Origin of the sequence: Streptomyces sp. NPDC005494 (assembly GCF_042872025.1) — a bacterium.
Taxonomy (GTDB): domain Bacteria; phylum Actinomycetota; class Actinomycetes; order Streptomycetales; family Streptomycetaceae; genus Streptomyces.
This window is the reverse complement of sequence record NZ_JBIAJR010000012.1, coordinates 54285-72720: the sequence shown is the minus strand read 5'-3', so window position 1 is coordinate 72720 and position 18436 is coordinate 54285. Positions and strand designations below refer to the sequence as shown.

The following is an 18436-nucleotide window of genomic DNA, read 5'->3' as shown; positions in this document are numbered from 1 at the left end:
TCACTGGTCGGACGCGGGGCGGATGGAGTGGTAGGAGCCGTCGTGGAAGAGCAGCGGACCGCGTCCCTCGTCCAGCCAGGACTCCTCGGCCCTGGCGACGACGATGCGGTGGTCGCCGGCCGGGACGATGCTCTGCACGGTGAGCCGCAGCCAGCCGGCCACGCCGTCGAGCACCGGGTCCCCGCCGGGCAGCCGTCGCCAGCGGGTCGGCGCGGCGAACCGGTCGATGCCGCTGGTGGCGAAGGTGGTGGCCAGCTGCCTCTGCTCGGCGCCCAGGAAGTTCACGACGGCCGTGGAGGCCTGTTCGATGTGCGGCCAGGACGAGGTGGACGTCCCGATGCCGAAGGAGACCAGCGGCGGGTCGAGGGACAGTGAGCTCAGCGAGGTGGCGGTGAACCCCACCGGCCCGTGACCGGCGTCGGCGGTGACGACCACGACGCCCGCGGGGTGGCGGCGGAAGGCCTGCTTGAAGCGTTCCGGTGCGATACCGAGGGCGGCGGAGGTGCCGTCGGGTTCGGACGGTCGGAGGGCGGCGTACGAGGACACGGTGACGGTCAAAGTCTCTCCCCGGTCAAGGGCGGAAAATGGGCGTGCGCAATCGCGCGAGGACCTGTGGAAGGGCGCGCGGGAGCACGGGCGGAAGGAAAATCACGCACGAGTGCGGACCGCCCTGCACTTCAGCAGAGGGCTATCGGATACCCGGACAGGGGCGACAACAGGAACGCCGGGCGATATCGCTCGTCGGCGCGGCCGCGCGGCAGGAACGTGCCGGTGTGGGCACGTTCTCCGAATTCCGCTGTCGACTGGTCATGAATCCATCTTCCCTTTCGGGCTGCGGCCGGTCAACAATGCAACTTCTTGAATTAAAGCGGGAATCGGGAAAGGTCAGGACACCGCGGGAAGCGCGGGCCACGGCCCCAGCGGATCGGTGTACAGGGCGCCCAGCGCCACCGCGCCGCCCGCCGTCGCCAGCACCGATCCGGTGAAGCTGCTGGGCACCACGGCCCGTTCCGGGTCGTCGCAGACCCAGGAGCGCATCCCGACCTCCTCCCTGAGGTCGGCGAGGCATTCCGGCAGCCGGCCCGCTCCGGGCTCGACCACCACGAGGCACTCCGGGTCGAACATGTCCAGGAGCAGCGCCGCGGCCCTGCCCACCAGGCGGGCGCGGCGGCGGAAGAGGGCCACCGCGCGCGGCTCCCCGGAGACCGCGTGGTCCAGCAGTTCCTGGAACGTCGTCACGTGCAGGTCCTGTTCGGCGGCGCGGCGGATCATGGCCCGCTCGGACACCTCGGACTGCAGGCATCCGGTGGGTCCGCGCCTGCAGGGCTCCGCGTCGCCCGATCCGCCGGACCCCAGGGGGAGATGGGCCACGCTGCCGGCGCCCGAGCGCGGCCCCCGGTGCAGTTCACCGGAGGTGGCGTAGGCCCCGTCGACGACCGCGCCGATGAAGAGAAGCACCGTGCTGCGCCGTGTCGACACCTCGCCGAACATCTGCTCCGCGCGCGCCAGCGCCCTGGAGTGGCTGTCCACATGGACCGGCAGCCCGGTGCCGGCGGTCAGGATCTCGCGTACGGGGACGGCGCGCCAGCCGAGGTGCGGATGCTCCACGACGACTCCGGCGGCGGGGTCCACCCGGTGCCCTGTGGCGACGCCCAGCGCCAGCACCTGCCGGCCGTCCGCGTGAGAGGCCGTCAGCTGAGGCAGCCGGGCGGCCAGGTCGTCGAGGACGGAGCGCGGATCCGTTCCGGTGTGCGGCCTGCGGTCCTCGGCCACGACCCCGCCGCGCAGATCCATCAGGGCGACCGTCGAGTGCGCCACCGCGATGTGAGCCCCGGCGACCAGGAAGCGGGAGGTGTCGATCTCCAGGGGCACATGAGGACGGCCGAGCCCGCGCGGACCGGTCGCCTCGGCACTCTCCCGGACCAGGCCGCGGGACAGCAGCTGCCCCACGTGACCGGTCACCGAGGCGGGCGAGAGCCCGGTGAGCCTGGCGACGGTGGAGCGGGCGACCGGGCCGTGGTCGAGGATCGCGCCCAGAACGGATCCCGTGCCGGAGGCACAGCGCGCGTGTCCTGACGAGGGGATGTCGGAGCGGCGCGGAGGCCGGGGGCGGCGGGTGGGAGCAGGCAGACGTGTCACAGGTCTTCCAGGTCCTCGATGGCAGCGGGCGTGGAGGTGAGGCCAAAAGAGGGCCTCCAGGCGGGCCCGGCGGCAGCATGCCGTCCGAGGGTCTCGCCGGTCCGTGACGGGGCGTCCTGCGCGAAGCGGGAAGGAGTCGGAATCCTCCGGGCGCGGACTGCGGGTGCTCAGCCCCGGTGACACGCCGCGGAGCACACGCGCTTCAGGTCGACATGACCTCGCGTCGTCAGGTGTGCGGATCGCTGCATGTCACGCAACGTATCCGGAGCGCGGCAAGCCGGTCAAACACCTGACCGCATGGTGGACTCCGGCGCCGCGGGCGAACTACCGGCCGCTGTACGGCATTCCGTGAACCTCCGCAGGTCACAGCGGGTTACGGTGCTGCGGCACCCTGGCGGGCGGCAGCGGATCCGCGCGGGCGCGGCCCCCCGGCGTCGAACTGTTGGGCGGGAGAGGGGGAATGACGCCCGGAATTAACCTCCGGTCTCTTGCCAGGACCGGTCTACGCGCATAGTTTTTGGCCCCTCACTACACATTTGGGGGCAGTTCCCGTGCACATAGCCAGACCCGGCTCCGCCCTGCTGGCCGCCGCAGTCGCCGTAACCCTGTCGGTCACCGCGCTGCCCGCCGCCTTCGCGGCACCGTCGTCGTCGGCCGTCATCTCCGAGGTGTACGGCGGCGGGGGCAACTCCGGTGCGACGCTCACCCGCGACTTCATCGAGCTCGCCAACGCCGGCCAGAGCTCCTTCGGCCTGTCCGGCTTCAGCGTCCAGTACCTGCCGGGCACTCCTTCGGCCGGTTCGCTGTGGCAGGTCTCCGCGCTGTCCGGCGCCGTCGCGCCGGGTGGCCGGTACCTCGTCGCGCAGGCCGCCGGCACCGGCGGCACGGTGGCGCTTCCGGCAGCCGACGCGACCGGCACGGTGGCGATGTCCGCGGCGAGCGGCACCGTCGCGCTGGTCTCGGGCACCACCCCGCTGACCTGCAAGACGGCCGCCGACTGCGCCGCCGACACCCGGATCGTCGACCTCGTCGGCTACGGCTCCGCGGTGGTGCGGGAGGGCAGCGGTCCGGTCACGGGCGCTTCGGCCACGGCGTCGGTGGCACGTGGGACTTCGCTGGCGGACACCGACGACAACGCCGCCGACCTGGCCTCCGGCACACCGTCACCGGTCAACGCGGCGGGCGAGACGTCCGGCGGTTCCGGGCCGGGCGAGCCCGGCGGGCCGACCGAGCCCGGCACGGTGCGGGTCCACGACATCCAGGGCACCACCCGCCTCTCCCCGCTCGCCGGGCAGTCGGTGGCGGGGGTCCCCGGCATCGTCACAGGTGTGCGGTCCACGGGCTCGCGCGGCTTCTGGATCCAGGACACCGTGCCGGACGCCGACGCCCGCACGAGCGAAGGCCTGTTCGTCTACACCGGCTCCACCGCCCTCACCGTCGCGGTCGGTGACTCGGTGCTGGTCAGCGGCAAGGTGGCCGAGTACTACCCGGCCACCGGAGCGCAGTCGCTCACCCAGATCACCGCTCCGCTCACCACGGTGCTGTCCTCCGGCAACGCACTCCCCGACGCCGTCGTCCTGAACGCCTCCTCGGTGCCGGACGGTTACGTGCCGTCGGCCGGCGGCGGGTCGATCGAGGGGCTCGCGCTCGACCCGGCGGCGTACGCCCTGGATCTGTACGAGTCGCTCGAAGGCAGCCGCGTCACGATGGCCGACACCCGGGTGACGGGTGCGACGACCGCGTACGACGAGGTCTGGGTGACGGTGAAGCCGCAGGAGAACCCGACCGCGCGCGGCGGCACGCTGTACGCCTCCTACGAGGACCAGAACACCGGCCGCCTCAAGGTGATGTCGCTGGACGCGGCGCGGCCGGTTCCGGCGGCGAACGTCGGCGACGTGCTGTCCGGCACCACGACGGGCGTCGTCGACTACGCGTCCTACGGCGGTTACAACGTCCAGGCCACCGAGCTGGGCACGCTGGAGGACAACGGCCTGAAGCGCGAGGTGACCCGGAAGCAGAAGCGCAAGGAGCTGGCCGTCGCCACGTACAACGTGGAGAACCTCGACGCGGGCGACGACCAGGCCAAGTTCGACACCCTCGCCCAGGGCGTGGCGGTCAGTCTCTCGTCCCCCGACATCGTGTCCCTGGAGGAGATCCAGGACGACAACGGAGCGGTGAACGACGGGACCGTGGGCTCCGAGGCGACGCTGAAGCGCTTCACCGACGCCATCGTGGCGGCGGGCGGGCCCCGGTACGCCTGGCGTTACGTGGCGCCCGCGGACGGTCAGGACGGCGGTGAGCCCGGCGGCAACATCCGTAACGTCTTCCTCTACAACCCCGAGCGGGTCGACTTCGTGGACCGTGCGGGCGGGGACGCCACGACCGCGGTCCAGGCGGTGAGGACGAAGAAGGGCGCCGCGCTCTCCGTCTCGCCCGGCCGTGTCAACCCGACGAGTACGGCCTGGGACAGCAGCCGCAAGCCGCTGGTGGGCGAGTTCCGCTTCCGCGGCGAGTCGGTCTTCGTCATCGCCAACCACTTCGCGTCCAAGGGCGGCGACCAGTCCCTGCACGGCCGCTTCCAGGAGCCGGCGCGCAGCTCCGAGACGCAGCGTGTGCGGCAGGCCGCGGAGGTCAACACCTTCGTGACCTCGCTGCTGAAGGCCGACAAGTCGGCCCAGGTCATCACGCTCGGCGACCTGAACGACTTCGCGTTCTCCCCCACCATGGCGGCGCTGACCGGCGGCAACGTCCTCAAGCCGCTGATCACGACCCTGCCCGCCGGGGAGCAGTACAGCTACGTGTACGACGGCAACTCGCAGACGCTGGACCACATCCTGACCAGCCCCGCCGTGCGCCGCTTCGATTACGACGTGGTGCACATCAACGCGGAGTTCGCCGACCAGGCGAGCGACCACGACCCGCAGATCGTGCGGTTCGACGTGAAGGGTCAGGGCAAGGGCCACCCCCACCACTGACGGAACCCGGGTGGCGGCCCGGCGAGGGGCCGCCACCCGGATCACGTCGCGTTCGGGACCGCCACCCGGATCACGCCGGGTCCGGGACCGCCACCCCGATCACCGCGGGCCAGGGGCCGCCACCCCGCACACCCGCTTCACAGCGGGCACACGGCCCAACCGGATCACCGCGGGCACGGGGCCGCCGCCCCGGGCCCCGCGGGCGCCGACCGGACCGCCGTCCGTTCGACGGGTCGTATCGCTACCGTGCCGCGCATGACTGCCGAGACCGCGTCTCCCGCCGAGATCTCCACGCCCACCGGGCCGGTACGCCTCTCCGCCACCGCCCGCACCGCGCTGCGGCCGGTGGGCCGTGCCCGGATCACCGGCGGCTTCTGGGCCGGACGTCGGCGTACCAACGCCGACGTCAGCATTCCGCAGGGCCCGCGCCGGTTCTGGAGGCGGTGGACCGGTCGGGGCGGCTGGACGAGGTGCTCCTCGACGCGAACGCCGCTCTCGAAGCGGAGCACCGCCCCGGACTCCTCGGCGGCATCACGGTGGTGACGGCAGGTGAGCTCACCGCGGTGCCGTACGCGGTGTGGGGGAACCGTGGTGCCGGGGCGATGCGGGTGTGGATTCCGCTGGAGGGAGCACCGGCGCTTCCGCCTGGGTGACCACCTGCGCTTCCGCCGGAGTGACCACCGGCGCCCGTGTCTGGTGCGGGAGCGGGGCGGCAACCGGGTCGAGCGGCCGGCCGGTGAAGAAGCGCGTCACGAGGGCGGCGACCTCCTCCGAGCGCTCCAGCACCACCCAGTGGTCGGAATCCGGCACGGTGAGGAAGCGGCTGCCCTCGATCGTCCCCGCGAACTCCCGCTGCCTCTCGGGCGAGGTCACCGTGTCGTGCTCCCCCGCGAAGACCAGCGTCGGCACGCCGGACAGCCCGCCGGAGAAGTCCGGCCGGTCCGCCAGCGCCCGCCGCAGCGATTCGGCGGCGTGCTGCGAGTGGGCGAGCGCGTGCAGGAACGAGCGCCGCACATAGCGCCTGGCGAGCTCCCTGCGATGCACGTGGCGTTCCGGGTCCAGGCACATCAGGCCGTCCGCGGCCAGGCTCGCGAAGCCCTCCGGGTCCCCGTCGGCCAGCCGCCGTACCGCCCGCTGCCAGTAGTCCCGCCGCTCCGCCCCGATGTGGGTGGGCACACCGCCCAGCACGAGCCGGGCGACACGGCCCGGCGCGTGCTGGGCACAGCCGAAGGCGACGGCCGCGCCGTAGGAGAAGCCGAAGAGGTTGATCCGGGAGACACCGAGGTCGTCCATGATGCCGGTCACGGCGGCCCGCAGGACCGGGGCGCCGGGGCCGGGTGGCAGGGGGTCGGCCGTTCCCATGCCGGGCAGGTCCGCGGTCACCACGTCGGCCACCGCGCCGAGGTGGTCGTCCATCTGCGGCCAGCCGAACATGCCCTGCAGCGCGCCGCCGATGACGAGAACCGGTTCGGTGGCCGGCGCTCCCGCGGCGGCCGGGTCGCGGGGCAGGACCCGGTAGCCGTACCGCAGTCCGTCCACGGTCAGGGACCGGATGATCTCCTCGGGCATGATGCTCCTCGCTTCCCCTCAGGCCCTGGTCAGCACGAGCGCCGCGTTGTGGCCGCCGAAGCCCAGTGACGTCTTGACCGCGCAGTCGAAGGGGGCGCGCCGGGCCTCCTTGCTCACCACCTCCACGGGGATCGCCGGGTCGGGGGCGTCGAGGTTGGCGGTCGGCGGGACCAGCTGGTGCTGGAGCGCGAGGACGGTCAGCGCGCTCTCGATGCCGCCCGCCGCACCCAGGGTGTGCCCGGTCATGGCCTTCGTCGAGGTGACGAGGGGGTGCTCGCCGAGGACGCGGCGCAGCATGACCGCCTCGATGAGGTCGTTGGCGACGGTCGAGGTGCCGTGGGCGTTGACGTGGCCCACGTCGAGCGCGTCGATCCCCGCGTCGGCCAGGGCGGTGCGCAGCGCCCGTTCGATGCCGAGGCCGTCGGGGTCGGGGGCCACGGCGGAGTGGGCGTCGCTGGACGCGCCGTAACCGGCGACCCTGGCGCGGACGGTGGCCCCGCGGGCGCGCGCGTGCTCGGGGCGCTCCAGGACGAGGAGGCCGGCCCCCTCACCGACGACGAATCCGTCGCGGTGTGTGTCGAAGGGGCGGCAGGCGGCCTGCGGGTCGTCGCGGCGGGTGGAGACGGCCCGCATCTGGCAGGCGCTGGCGATCAGGAGCCGGGAGCGGACCGACTCGGCGCCGCCCGCGACGACGATGTCGCAGGCCCCGGTGCGGAGCATCTGGTGGGCGGTGCCGATGGCCACGGTCCCCGACGAACAGGCGGTGGAGACGGCCTGGCTGGGGCCGTGCACGCCGAGGTCCATGGCGACGCTGCTCGCGGCGCCGTTGACGACGCTCAGCGGGGCGAGCTTCGGGGAGACGCGCCGCGCCCCGCGCTCCGTGAGGGTGGTGTGCTGTTCGTCGTAGAACGGCAGGCCGCCGTGGGCGGAGCCGATGACGACCCCGACCCGCCCGCTGTCCCAGACCGCAGGGTCGAGCCCGGCGTCGGCGACGGCCTCACGTGCGGCGATCACGGCGAGCTGGGAGAAGCGGTCCATCAGCCGCTGCGCGGCGACTCCCAGGACGGCCTTCGGGTCGACCCCGGTGACCGTGTACATGAAGTCGCAGGGCAGCCCGTCGAGTTCGGGCGGGTTCTCGACCGAGGGGGCGACAGCGGGATCGCAGACCCCGCGCCAGGCCGCCTCCGCCCCCACTCCGGCGGCCGTGACGAGGCCGATGCCGGTGACCGCGGCGCTGAAGGGCTCGACGCCCGGCCGGGCCGGGCGGCGGGCGAACGGTCCGCGGCCCGTCACGCGCCGGCCTTGGCGCACACGGCCGCGACCAGACGGCCGACGGTGTCGCGGGACGACAGGACGACGTCCTCCAGGTCGACGTCCATCCGCTCCTCGATGAGGAGCCGGAGCTCCTCCAGGGCCAGGGAGTCCAGCCGCAGCTGACGGAGCGGCACCTCGGGCCGGATGTCCAGGGGATCGGTTCCGAACCTGGTGACGAGCAAGGCGCTGATCTCTTCCGAGGTGCTCATGGGGACGCTCCTCCGCTTCGGTACGCGGTGACGCCGGCCGCGTGGGGGGTGAGGTGGCCATCGGGGACGCCGGCTGCTCGGGAGGGACCCTTTATACGCCTTCGCGGCCGGTCCTCCGGCCCTCGTTCCCCCGGGAGGAGGGCGAGCGTCCAGGTGTGCGAATCCGCCGCGCCGGTGCCGTGGATGACACGATGGGCCGGGACACGGACACGGACGTACAGACGTACGGACACGGGCTCCCGGGGAAGTGCGAGGCGGTCATGGCGGAGGAACAGCACGGAGCGGCGGTACGGCTCAGCCCGTCCGGCTGGGTGGCGAAGCAGGCGGAGCTGTACGAGTCGTCGGGCGGCACCAAGGGGACCACGCAGCTCGGCGTGGACTGCCTGCTGCTGGACTACGTCGGCCGGCGCAGCGGCGCTGTCCGGCGCACGGTGCTGATGTACGGGCGGGACGGCGAGGACTACCTGATCGTGGGGTCGAACGGGGGCTCCGACAGCCACCCGCTCTGGTACCTGAACCTGCTGGCCGCACCGGAGGTGGACGTCCGGGTCCGCACGGAGCGTTTCCCCGCCCTGGCGGAGCCCCTCTCCCCCGAGGAGAAGGAGCGGGTGTGGCCGCACCTGGTGGAGGTCTTCCCGCGGTACGCCGAGTACCGCGCGAAGACCTCGCGCGAGATTCCGGTGGTCCGGCTGCGCCGGCGCTGACCGGCGGCGGAGGCGGAGCGGAGGCGGGGGCGGCGGCGGCGCGGACGTTTGGGCGGCGCGGGGGCAGGGGTGCGGCGGGGGCAGGGGCCGGGCCCCAACGGGACTCCCCGCGTGGGCCCTTGCGCCGTACACTCCGCGATCATGACCTTCGAAACCGTGTACGCGGACGCCCCCTCCCCCGACGGGCCCGCGCTCTTCCCGACCATGTCCACGATGCGCGCCATGCGCCGCCTCAAGCCGGAGCCCGTCCCGGACGAGACGCTCGACCAGCTCATACAGGCCGCCGTCTGGGGTCCCAGCGGCGGCAACATGCAGGCGTACGAGTACGTGGTCGTCACCGACCGCGAGGTGATGGCCGAGCTGGCCCCGCTGTGGAAGCGGTGCGTGGACGCCTATCTGGCGACGACCGGCAAGCACGCGCCGAAGGGGATGCCCGAGGCGGCGTACGGCCGGATGGTGGCGGCGATCGAGTACCAGCGCGACCACTTCGCGGAGACCCCGGCGCTGATCATCCCCTGCTACAAGTTCCCGGAGGCGCAGTTCGACGAGGAGGGCCTGGCCGTCTACGCCGAGGCGCTCGGCCCGGCCGGCCTGGAGCACATGGCGGGCACGCAGACCCGCTTCCAGGCGCTCGCGGAGGGTTCCTGCGTCTATCCGGGCGTCCAGAACATCCTGCTCGCGGCCCGGGCTCTGGGGCTCGCGGCCAACGTCACCATCTGGCACCTGATGCTGGAGCAGGAGTGGAAGAAGGCGCTCGGCATCCCTTCGGACACGCACACCTTCGCCGCCATTCCGGTGGGGTGGCCCGAGGGCAACTTCGGGCCCGTACGCCGCCGCCCGGTCGCCGACGTCGTCCACCGGGACCGCTGGTAACCGCACCCGTTCGCCGTCACCCCTCGGCCGGTGGGGTGACGGCCCGGGGAGGACGGGCGGGCCCGCCAACTCCATCGGAGTGAAGGCGACTTGGACGCACCGGCGCGTCGTTGTCATGCATTGCTCAGGTGGATAGCCTGTGCGGGCTCGACGGCCCTCGGCCACACCTCCGGCCTTCGGCCTTCCTCTCCCCCACAGACTCGGAGCAGGTCATGCCCCCACGTCACGCCGGCCGCACCCGAGGCCGCGCAGCCGTCCTGGCCTCACTCACCGTCACCGCACTCGTCGCCACCGGCCATCCGGCGTCCGCGGCGCCGGCGGACCCGGACTCCATGAACCAGGCCTTCGCCCTGGCCGCCGAGGAGTACGGCGTGCCGCGCGATCTGCTCACCGCCGTCGGCTACAGCGAGACCCACCTGAACGGGCACGGAGGGCTCCCCAGCCAGGACAACGGCTACGGAGTGATGCACCTCGTCAGCAACCCCGTCAACCACTCCCTGGAGAAGGCCGCGTCCCTCACGGGTGAGGCCGTGGCCGAGCTGCGGCGGGACACCGGGACCAACATCCTGGGCGGCGCGGCCGTCCTGCGGAGCCACGCGGACGCACTGGGCATGGACGCGGCCGAGCGGGCGGACATCGACTCCTGGTACCCGGCCGTCGCCCGCTACAGCGGGGCGGAGGGAGCCGTCGCCGCCCTCTACGCCGACACCGTGTACACCTTCCTCGCCGAAGGGCTGCGCACGACCGTCGGCGGCGAACGCGTCTCGGTCACCTCCCGCCCCGTCTCCCCGGAGAAGGGCCCCCTGGCGAAGGCGGACGTCACCACCCAGAGCCCCGACTACCCGGCCGCGCTCTGGGTCGCCGCGAACACCGCCAACTACGCGGTGGGCCGCACCGCCACGGTCGACAAGGTCGTCGTCCACGTCACGCAGGGCTCGTACGCGGGGACCATCAGCTGGTTCCAGAACGCGACGTCCAAGGTCAGCTCGCACTACGTGGTCAGGTCCTCGGACGGCCAGATCACCCAGATGGTGCGCGACAAGGACACCGCCTACCACGCCAAGAGCGCCAACGCCTCGTCGCTCGGCATCGAGCACGAGGGCTTCGTCGACGACCCCTCCTGGTTCACCGACACGATGTACCGCTCCTCCGCGGCGCTGACGAAGTACCTCTGTGACCGCTACGGCATCCCCAAGGACCGGTCCCACGTCATCGGGCACAGCGAGGCACCCGGGAACGACCACACCGACCCGGGCGTCAACTGGAACTGGACCTACTACATGCAGCTCGTCGGCGGCACCGGGGGCAGCGGCGACGGCTTGAGCTTCGGCGCGTACACCACGCAGACGTCGGGCTCGACGGGCGCACAGGTGACGGCACTCCAGACGCTGCTGAACCAGCAGGGCTACGAGGCGGGCACCGCGGACGGGATCTTCGGCCCCGCCACCAAGAGCGCCGTGCAGGCGTTCCAGACGGCCCGCGGGCTGAGCGCCGACGGCACGGTCGGACCGAAGACCTGGACCGCCCTGCTCTCGGCCGGCACCACACCGGTACTGACCAAGGGCAGCTCGGGCGACGCCGTGAAGCGACTCCAGCGCGCGCTGACCGCCGCCCTGGGCACGACGGTGTCCGCCGACGGAGCCTTCGGCACGGCGACGGACACGGCGGTGCGCAGCTACCAGAGTTCACGCGGCCTCTCGGTCGACGGCAGCGTGGGGCCGAACACCTGGGCGGCGCTCCAAGCCGGCCGCTGATCCCGGCCCGCACCTCCGAGCCGGCCGCTGATCCCGGCCGGCGCCTCCGCCCCGTGCCCCGCACCGCCCGCTGAGTACCGGTACTCATGCCCCGGCCCCCTCGCGCCGGGACCATGACGGACGAGCGGGTATGGCGGGACACGGGGCGGGGCGCCTTCCGGCGCCGGTCGAGGGGGACAGCATGAGCCGGTTCATCGGAGTGGTGCTCACGGCGGCGGTACTGGCCGGCGCCCTGACGTTGGCGTACACGTCGGGGGCGCCGGCCTCGTTGTTGCTGGGCGCCGCCGCGGGGGTGCTGAGCCTTCTGTGGCTGCTCCTGCTGCTGACGGTGCCATGGAATCTGTACTTCCGGGCGCACGCGGTGCTGGCCGAGATCGGCGTGAGCCGCTCGAAGGGCCTGGAGGTGGCGAAGGAGCGTGACGCCGAGGCCGCGCGGATCGCACGGCTGATGCTCCGGGTGGCCGTGGCGGGACATGTACTGACCGCCGCCCTGACCGTGGCGGTCACGGCGGCCACGGGAGCCGTGACGGGCTACTGGTTCGCGGGCTTCTTCCTGCTCAGCACGGCCTTCAGGCCGGCCGGCGCCTACTTCGGGCAACTGCGGCGGCGGCTCGGCACCCTGCTGAAGGACGTCACCTTCCCGCGTGACGACGTGCTGGAACTGCGCGAGAGCGTGGCGCGGCTCCGTGCGGGCACGAAGGCCCTGGAGGAGAAGGCGGAGGAGCAGTACCGGGCTCTGGCCGAACTCCGGCGCACCATGGACGCGTCGAACCTCTCCGCTCACGGCCGTGCCGACGACGCCGACCGGAGGATCGCCGCACTCGCGCGTGAATTCGAGTCCACGGTGAACCGCCTGACGGACAACCAGGAGATCATCAGCGGCCTCAAGGCGTTCCTGCGGCTGCTGCGGACGGCCGACGACGCGTCCTGAGCCCCCACGCCGCACTCTTCCCGGGGCTGTCGGCCGCATTTCGGTGGTACGGCCGGGCTCTCACCTCTAACGTGGAAAGCAGAAAGCATCACTATCCATAATGGAAGGCGAGCAGAGCCATGCCGACACTCCCGTGGACCACCCCTGAGCCGCCCCCCTCCGAAGGCACGGCCGTGGTCATGGCCTCGCGCTTCGAGGTCCGCTCCCTGCGCGACGTACCGCGCTTCTTACTGAAGTCCCTGGCCGCCTGGAAGCAGGTACGGTCCGCGCCGGGGGCCTTCGGCGCCTCGCTCGTCGCCCGGCCGTCGAAGCGGGTCTTCTTCACCCTGTCGGCCTGGGAGAGCCGCGAGGCGCTCCACGCCTACGCCAGGACGGAGCCGCACCGCTCGGTCATGACAGGCCTCGGACCGACGATGCGCTCCTCCACGTTCACCTTCTGGGACGTGCCGGTCGACCGGCTGCCGATCAGCTGGGACGAGGCGATGCGGCGCATCGACGAGCAGCGGCACGCCGATGCCGCCGGCCGGGGGAACGAGACGGCCTGACGCCGGGCCGCCCGCCCGCACGCTCCGGAGCGCACCCGCCGGGTACGGGTACGCCTTCCCGCACGCCGCGCCCACGGGCGAACCTGAGGCCTGCCGGCACGGGGCCGGCAGGCCAGGAGGGCGGTCGGTCATGGCTCGTACGCAATCGAGGTGCGGAGCACTCACCCAGAAGGGCACACGCTGCCGGCGGCTGGCGATGAAGGACGCCTCGCGGTGCGACCGGCACCGGGGCGACTGGTCGAAGTACACCGTCGCGAGGCGCAAGGCCCAGGAGAAGGCGGCCCGTCGCCGCGGCTGACCCGGTCCGCACGCCGTCGGCGCCCAGGCACGCGAAAGAGGTGGTTCCGCACCCCTCGTGGGATGCGGAACCACCTCCCCTGGATCGCTCAGCAGGTCACTTCAGGCCGAAGGCCCTGATGATCTCCTGGTCGACGGACAGACCGCCGGGGCCCTCGGCGTGTGCCTTCAGCGAGACCGAGGCCGCGCCCTTGGCGGGGGTCCGCAACTTCACGGTCCACTCCCCCGACACACCCTTGCGCAGCTGCACCGCGCTCCAGGTCGCGCCCTCGTCGTAGCTCACCGACAGGGAGGCCCTGGTGGCCTTCACGGCGCCGTCCAGCCAGTCCTGCGTGCCCGACTCGATGCCGACCTCGACCTGCTGGCCCGCCCTGACGTCGCCGGCCAGGTCGGTGGACACGTCGTAATCCAGCTGGAGCAGCGGGATGTCGGCCCGCTCCGTGCCCTCCGGCAGGGCGCCCGAGACGAAGTTCCACTCGGTGTGCGTGCGCGTCGAGGTCTTCCAGGTGGCCTCGTCCCGCGCCGAGTCGACGACCAGGCGGTAGGGAGCCTTCTCGGCCGACAGGTCCCAGGCGTAACCGGCCCTGCCCACACCCTTCTTGATCAGGGTGTCCCCCTGGTAGAAGGCGAAGGACGTGGTGTCGTACTCGTCCGCGGGCATCGAGCCGGAGTGGCCCTCGCCCGAGTCGGTCCACGGGGTGATGTTGAACTGCACGTCGTTGTTGGACGTACGGAACGGCCCCCAGTAACCGGTGCCCAGCCGGGGGCTCGTCACCGGGGCGAACCAGTCGGCGCGGTAGGTCCTGCCCGCCGAGTAGTCCAGGTCCCCGCTGCGCATCTCGTGCGCGGTGTCGGACGCATCGGCGTTGAGCACCGAGTGGTTCTCGTACCAGAAGGAGTCGCCGGGCAGCGGGTCGACCCACTCGCTGCGGGTGCCCGGGAACTTCTCGTACTCCTCGAAGCCGATGCCGAAGCCGTAGTCCGGGATGTCGTAGCGGTAGCCGCCGCCGAGGACGTCCCGGTGGCCGTAGAAGGTGTTCTCGACCTTCGCCAGCTGCCGGGCCGGGGGCGCGTAGGCCAGCGAACGGTCCGGGACCGCTCCGTCGTGGCGGTCGACGAGGTCGTAGACGTAGCGCGCGAACTTCCGCTGGGCCACGTCGATCCGGGTGCCCTTGCGGGCGGCCTCGATCAGGGACGCGCCCGCGAGCCGCTGCACCGAGGCGACCGGGATCGTGGTCTCCTCGCCGTACGGCACGTAGGAGGACTCCATCAGCACGCCCCGGCCGTCGTTGACGACGAAGAGCGCCGAGGCACCCGCGGCGAGCGCGTTGGCCAGCCGGTCGGCGGGGGCGACGGCGTCGCTGCGCTCGACCACGACCGCCCTGCCCTTGGCGTTCAGGCCCTTGTAGTCGGAGGCCGCGCCGTTCCCGGCGAAGACGGCCCCGAGCTTGCGGTGGCTGTCCTCCGCGACCGGGGACCCGATCTGCGCCGTGACGGGGACGTCACGTCCGCCGGCCGACACGTCGATCGCCTTCTCGCCCTGCCGCCAGCGCGTCAGATAGCTGAAGTCCCCCTCCTCGACCTTCTCGGTGGGGCTCACCCACAGCTGGTCGTAGGAGATCGGCAGGGTGAACGCCTCGCGCTGGACGACACCGTTGGGTGCCGTGCGCGCCATGTCGAGGCGCATCTGCCGCTGCTCGGTCTCCTGGGGGGTGCGCACGGTGACCTTGCGTGCCTCGGAGGCGTCGAGACTGACCGTCACCGGCTTCTCCAGGACGATCTCGGGGGCCATCAGGAAGGCGAGGCCCTGGGAGTCCGCCCGGTCGCCGTCGACGTCGAGGGCGCTCCACGCGGTGTAGTTGCCAGGAGGCAGGCGCAGGGTGGTCTCGCCCGAGAGGTTGACGAGGCTGAGGTTCGGGTCGCCCAGGGCGGCGAGGACCACGGTGCCGTCCGCGGGTTCGCCCGCGCGGTCACGCAGCTGGAGCGTCAGGTCGTAGAGCTCCTGCTCCTTGTGCACGGCGAAGCCGGTGTGGGCCACATTCGTGCCGGCCGCGTCGGTGGCGACGACCTGGCCGGAGAACTGGGTGTCCACCGGGACCTTCGCCGGGTCGATCGACAGGACGGCCTCGGCGGTGGAACCCGCCGGGACGGTCAGCTTCGACGTGGACAGCGTGTACGCGGCCGCGTCCGTGTCCGTCGCCAGGTCCAGCGACACGTCCGAGGCACCGGTGTTGCGGTAGGTGATCGTGCGCTCGGTGACCGGGTCGGCGTCGCTGTGCGGCCAGTCGTACGACGCGACCTCGACGGAGCCCGTGGCCTCGATCGTCGTGTCGATGGCGGCCTTCACGTCGAGCCGGCCGGTGCCCTGCTCGTACGGGGTGTATCCGGGAAGCCGCACCGACGAGCTCATCAGCGCGTCCTTGATCCGCCGGCCTGACCACTCGGGGTGACGCTGCTTCAGGATGGCGGCGGCGCCCGCGACGTGCGGGGTGGCCATCGAGGTGCCGGACATCGACTGGTACATGCCCTCGATACCGGGGACCGACTGCGACGCGGCGGCCTCGATGTCGACGCCGGGTGCGGAGAGGTCGGGCTTCAGGCCGTGCGACCGCGCGAGCGGCCCCATGGAGGAGAAGCCGGCGCGGCCGTCCTGCTTGTCGACGGCGGCGACGGTCAGCGCGCTCGCGGCGGAGCCGGGCGAGCCGATGGTGCCCGCCCCGTAGGCGTTGCCCGCGGCGATCACGAAGAGCGGGCCGCCGTCGGCGGAGAGCGCGTCTACGGCCTGCGCCATCGGGTCGTTGCCGTCGTCCGGGATGCTGGAGCCCAGGCTCATGGAGACGACGTCGGCGCCCTCGGCCTTCGCCCACTCCATGGCTTCGATGATCCCGGAGTCGGCCCCGGAGCCGCCGTCGCTCAGCACCTTGCCGATGATCAGGTCCGCACCGGGGGCGACGCCCTTGGCGGCACCCTCCGATGCCGCGCCGGAGCCCGCGACGGTGGAGGCGACGTGCGTTCCGTGGCCGTTCTTGTCGTCGACCTCCTCACCGGGCACGAAGCTCCTGGACTGCGTGATGCGGTCCTTGACGTCCGGGTGCGTCGCGTCGATGCCCGTGTCCAGGACGGCGACCGTCGTGCCCTTGCCGTCGTAGCCGGCCGCCCAGGCCTGGGGGGCGTTGACCTGCGGCACGGAGTCCTTCAGCGCCGCCTCGACCTTGCCGTCGAGCCAGAGCTTGGCGATCCCGTTGTCCAGCGAACGGCTCTTGTCCGTACGGGAGATGTCGCTCCAGAAGGCGCGGGCCTCGTCCTTGTCGGCCTTGAGCGCCGCCCCGTGCACCGACTCCAGCCGGCGGACGGTCTTGCTGCCGCGGGGGGCGGCGGGCAGCGAACGCGCCTTGCTCGCGGGGTAGGTGGCGATCAGCGGGATGCCGCCGGCCCGCTCGTCGTCGTACCCCATCTCGACCAGGGTCGAGACGTTGAACAGCCGGCGGTCCAGCTTCCCCGCCGCGACGAGGGCGCTCGCCTCGTCGGGGATGACGTAGACGTCCTCCCCGGCCTGCTGCACGTGCACGCCGCCCTCGGCGCCATGGGGACGGTCGACGGTGACGGTGTCCTGGTCGCCCGCACCGTCCGTCCAGTGGACGACGTCGCCCGTGACCAGCGTGATGTCGTAGTCGCGGGCCTCGGGTCCGGGGCGTTCCCCGGCGGTCGACGGCTTCGGAGCGGCGGTCGCGGAACCCGCTGCGGGAAGCATGACGCCGCTCACGAGGGCGACCGAGGTCGCTATGAGCAGAGCCCTGCGTCCCGCGCGAGCGGGTCTCGCCCGGCCGGAAACGGAGGAGAGGGAAAATGTCATGCAGCTGATCTACCGGTAAATCCGGGGCTGCGGACGACTTCCCCCCTGGCGTGAAACCGCCGTGGCGGCAACCCGCCCGGCGCGGTCGGCTGTTGACGGTCGTGTTCAGGCCACCGAGGCGAGCGACGAGCCGTCCTCGTGGTGGATGGGTGTGTGTGCGCCCTTGAGCGGCAGTCCGCTGCCCCCTCGGCGTTCGGCGACGATCTCGGCGGCGATCGAGAGGGCCGTCTCCTCCGGCGTACGGGCGCCGAGGTCCAGCCCGATCGGTGAGTGCAGGGCGGCCAGCCGGCCCTCCGGCACGCCGGCCTCGCGCAGCCGCTCGTTGCGCTCCAGATGGGTGCGGCGCGAGCCCATCGCGCCGACGTAGGCGACCGGCAGCCGCAGGGCCAGTTCCAGCAGCGGGATGTCGAACTTCGGGTCGTGGGTGAGGACGCAGAGCACCGTCCGCGCGTCCACGTCCGTGGTGGCCAGATAGCGATGCGGCCAGTCGACCACGATCTCGTCGGCGTCCGGGAAACGGGCCGCCGTCGCGAAGACGGGCCGGGCGTCGCAGACGGTGACGCGGTAGCCGAGGAAGCGCCCGGCGCGCACCAGTGCCGCTGCGAAGTCGATGGCCCCGAAGACGATCATCCGGGGCGGCGGGACGCTGGACTCGACGAGCAGGCTCAGCGGCTGCCCGCAGCGGGAGCCGTCCGCGCCGACGGTGACCTGCCCCGTGCGCCCCGCGTCGAGCATCGCGCGGGCCTCGGCCGCGGTCGTGCGGTCCAGCTCGGGGTGTCCGCCGAGCCCGCCCTCGTGCGTCCCGTCCGGGTGGACGAGCAGGGGCCGTCCGAGCAGTTCGTCCGGACCCTCGGTCACGCGGGCGACCGCCGCCGCGCGGCCTTGCGCCGCGGCGGCGAACGCGGCGGCGAACACCGGGCGCGCGGGGTCGTCCGCGCGCACCGGTGTCACCAGGATGTCGATGACTCCACCGCAGGTCAGGCCGACCGCGAAGGCGTCGTCGTCGCTGTATCCGAAGCGCTCGCGCACGGTGGTGCCGTCCTCGATCGCCTGCCGGCACAGCTCGTACACCGCACCCTCCACGCACCCACCGGACACCGATCCGACGGCCGTGCCCTCGCTGTCCACGGCGAGGGCCGCACCCGGCTGCCGGGGCGCGCTGCCGCCGACGGCCACCACGGTGGCCACGGCGAACGCGCGGCCCTGCCCGACCCACCGGTGCAGCTCTTCGGCGATGTCCAGCATGGCGTGACTCCTTCTGACTGAGGTGCGC

General features: G+C 72.5%; 16 protein-coding genes. 9 read left to right on the top strand and 7 right to left on the bottom strand.

Features of this window, described 5'->3' with window-relative positions; translation table 11 throughout:
- Entirely contained in the window at window positions 1–558 is a 558-nt protein-coding gene (locus ACFYQ6_RS29785) for a flavin reductase family protein (protein ID WP_388765889.1), read from the bottom strand.
- A 327-nt stretch (window positions 559–885) separates the two neighbouring features.
- Window positions 886–2139, bottom strand: coding sequence for an ROK family protein (locus tag ACFYQ6_RS29780; protein ID WP_388765887.1), 1254 nt, complete (start codon window positions 2137–2139; stop codon window positions 886–888).
- A 551-nt stretch (window positions 2140–2690) separates the two neighbouring features.
- Here ACFYQ6_RS29780 and ACFYQ6_RS29775 point away from each other — a divergent pair.
- The 3 genes from ACFYQ6_RS29775 (at window position 2691) to ACFYQ6_RS29765 (ending at window position 5767) form a co-directional block, all read left to right on the top strand.
- Window positions 2691–5114, top strand: coding sequence for an endonuclease/exonuclease/phosphatase family protein (locus tag ACFYQ6_RS29775; protein WP_388765885.1), 2424 nt, complete (start codon window positions 2691–2693; stop codon window positions 5112–5114).
- 255 nt (window positions 5115–5369) lie between these two features.
- Window positions 5370–5657 (top strand): hypothetical protein, encoded by a 288-nt coding sequence (locus tag ACFYQ6_RS29770; RefSeq protein WP_361581151.1) that lies wholly within the window; start codon window positions 5370–5372, stop codon window positions 5655–5657.
- Window positions 5558–5767 (top strand): hypothetical protein, encoded by a 210-nt coding sequence (locus tag ACFYQ6_RS29765; protein WP_361580835.1) that lies wholly within the window; start codon window positions 5558–5560, stop codon window positions 5765–5767. The genes ACFYQ6_RS29770 and ACFYQ6_RS29765 overlap by 100 nt, the downstream gene beginning before the upstream one ends.
- Here ACFYQ6_RS29765 and ACFYQ6_RS29760 read toward each other — a convergent pair.
- The 3 genes from ACFYQ6_RS29760 to ACFYQ6_RS29750 are packed head-to-tail and all read right to left on the bottom strand — an operon-like array spanning window position 5670 to window position 8206.
- Window positions 5670–6683, bottom strand: a complete 1014-nt coding sequence (locus ACFYQ6_RS29760) for an alpha/beta fold hydrolase (protein WP_388765882.1) — start codon at window positions 6681–6683, stop codon at window positions 5670–5672. The genes ACFYQ6_RS29765 and ACFYQ6_RS29760 overlap by 98 nt on opposite strands.
- 18 nt (window positions 6684–6701) lie before the next feature.
- On the bottom strand, window positions 6702–7976 hold the full coding sequence (locus tag ACFYQ6_RS29755; RefSeq protein ID WP_361580830.1) for a beta-ketoacyl-[acyl-carrier-protein] synthase family protein: 1275 nt from the start codon (window positions 7974–7976) through the stop codon (window positions 6702–6704).
- Complete coding sequence (locus tag ACFYQ6_RS29750; protein WP_388765879.1) at window positions 7973–8206, bottom strand: phosphopantetheine-binding protein; 234 nt, start codon at window positions 8204–8206, stop codon at window positions 7973–7975. The genes ACFYQ6_RS29755 and ACFYQ6_RS29750 overlap by 4 nt, the downstream gene beginning before the upstream one ends.
- 260 nt (window positions 8207–8466) lie before the next feature.
- Here ACFYQ6_RS29750 and ACFYQ6_RS29745 point away from each other — a divergent pair, with 260 nt between their 5' ends.
- From ACFYQ6_RS29745 to ACFYQ6_RS29720, 6 genes are all read left to right on the top strand, one after another.
- Window positions 8467–8910, top strand: a complete 444-nt coding sequence (locus ACFYQ6_RS29745; RefSeq protein WP_361581131.1) for a nitroreductase family deazaflavin-dependent oxidoreductase — start codon at window positions 8467–8469, stop codon at window positions 8908–8910.
- A 141-nt stretch (window positions 8911–9051) separates the two neighbouring features.
- Window positions 9052–9783, top strand: a complete 732-nt coding sequence (locus ACFYQ6_RS29740; protein WP_361580825.1) for a nitroreductase family protein — start codon at window positions 9052–9054, stop codon at window positions 9781–9783.
- A gap of 212 nt (window positions 9784–9995) precedes the next feature.
- Window positions 9996–11537, top strand: coding sequence for a peptidoglycan-binding protein (locus tag ACFYQ6_RS29735; RefSeq protein WP_361580822.1), 1542 nt, complete (start codon window positions 9996–9998; stop codon window positions 11535–11537).
- 181 nt (window positions 11538–11718) lie between these two features.
- On the top strand, window positions 11719–12468 hold the full coding sequence (locus tag ACFYQ6_RS29730) for a hypothetical protein (RefSeq protein WP_361580819.1): 750 nt from the start codon (window positions 11719–11721) through the stop codon (window positions 12466–12468).
- A gap of 119 nt (window positions 12469–12587) precedes the next feature.
- A complete protein-coding gene (locus ACFYQ6_RS29725) occupies window positions 12588–13013 on the top strand; it encodes a DUF3291 domain-containing protein (protein WP_361580817.1) in 426 nt (141 codons plus the stop codon).
- A gap of 130 nt (window positions 13014–13143) precedes the next feature.
- A complete protein-coding gene (locus tag ACFYQ6_RS29720; protein WP_361580814.1) occupies window positions 13144–13311 on the top strand; it encodes a hypothetical protein in 168 nt (55 codons plus the stop codon).
- Window positions 13312–13407: 96 nt separating this feature from the next.
- On the opposite strand, the gene ACFYQ6_RS29715 is transcribed toward ACFYQ6_RS29720, so the two are convergent.
- Complete coding sequence (locus ACFYQ6_RS29715; RefSeq protein WP_388766031.1) at window positions 13408–17061, bottom strand: S8 family serine peptidase; 3654 nt, start codon at window positions 17059–17061, stop codon at window positions 13408–13410.
- A gap of 207 nt (window positions 17062–17268) precedes the next feature.
- Entirely contained in the window at window positions 17269–18408 is a 1140-nt protein-coding gene (locus tag ACFYQ6_RS29710) for an XdhC/CoxI family protein (RefSeq protein WP_361580809.1), read from the bottom strand.
- Window positions 18409–18436: the final 28 nt, after the last annotated feature.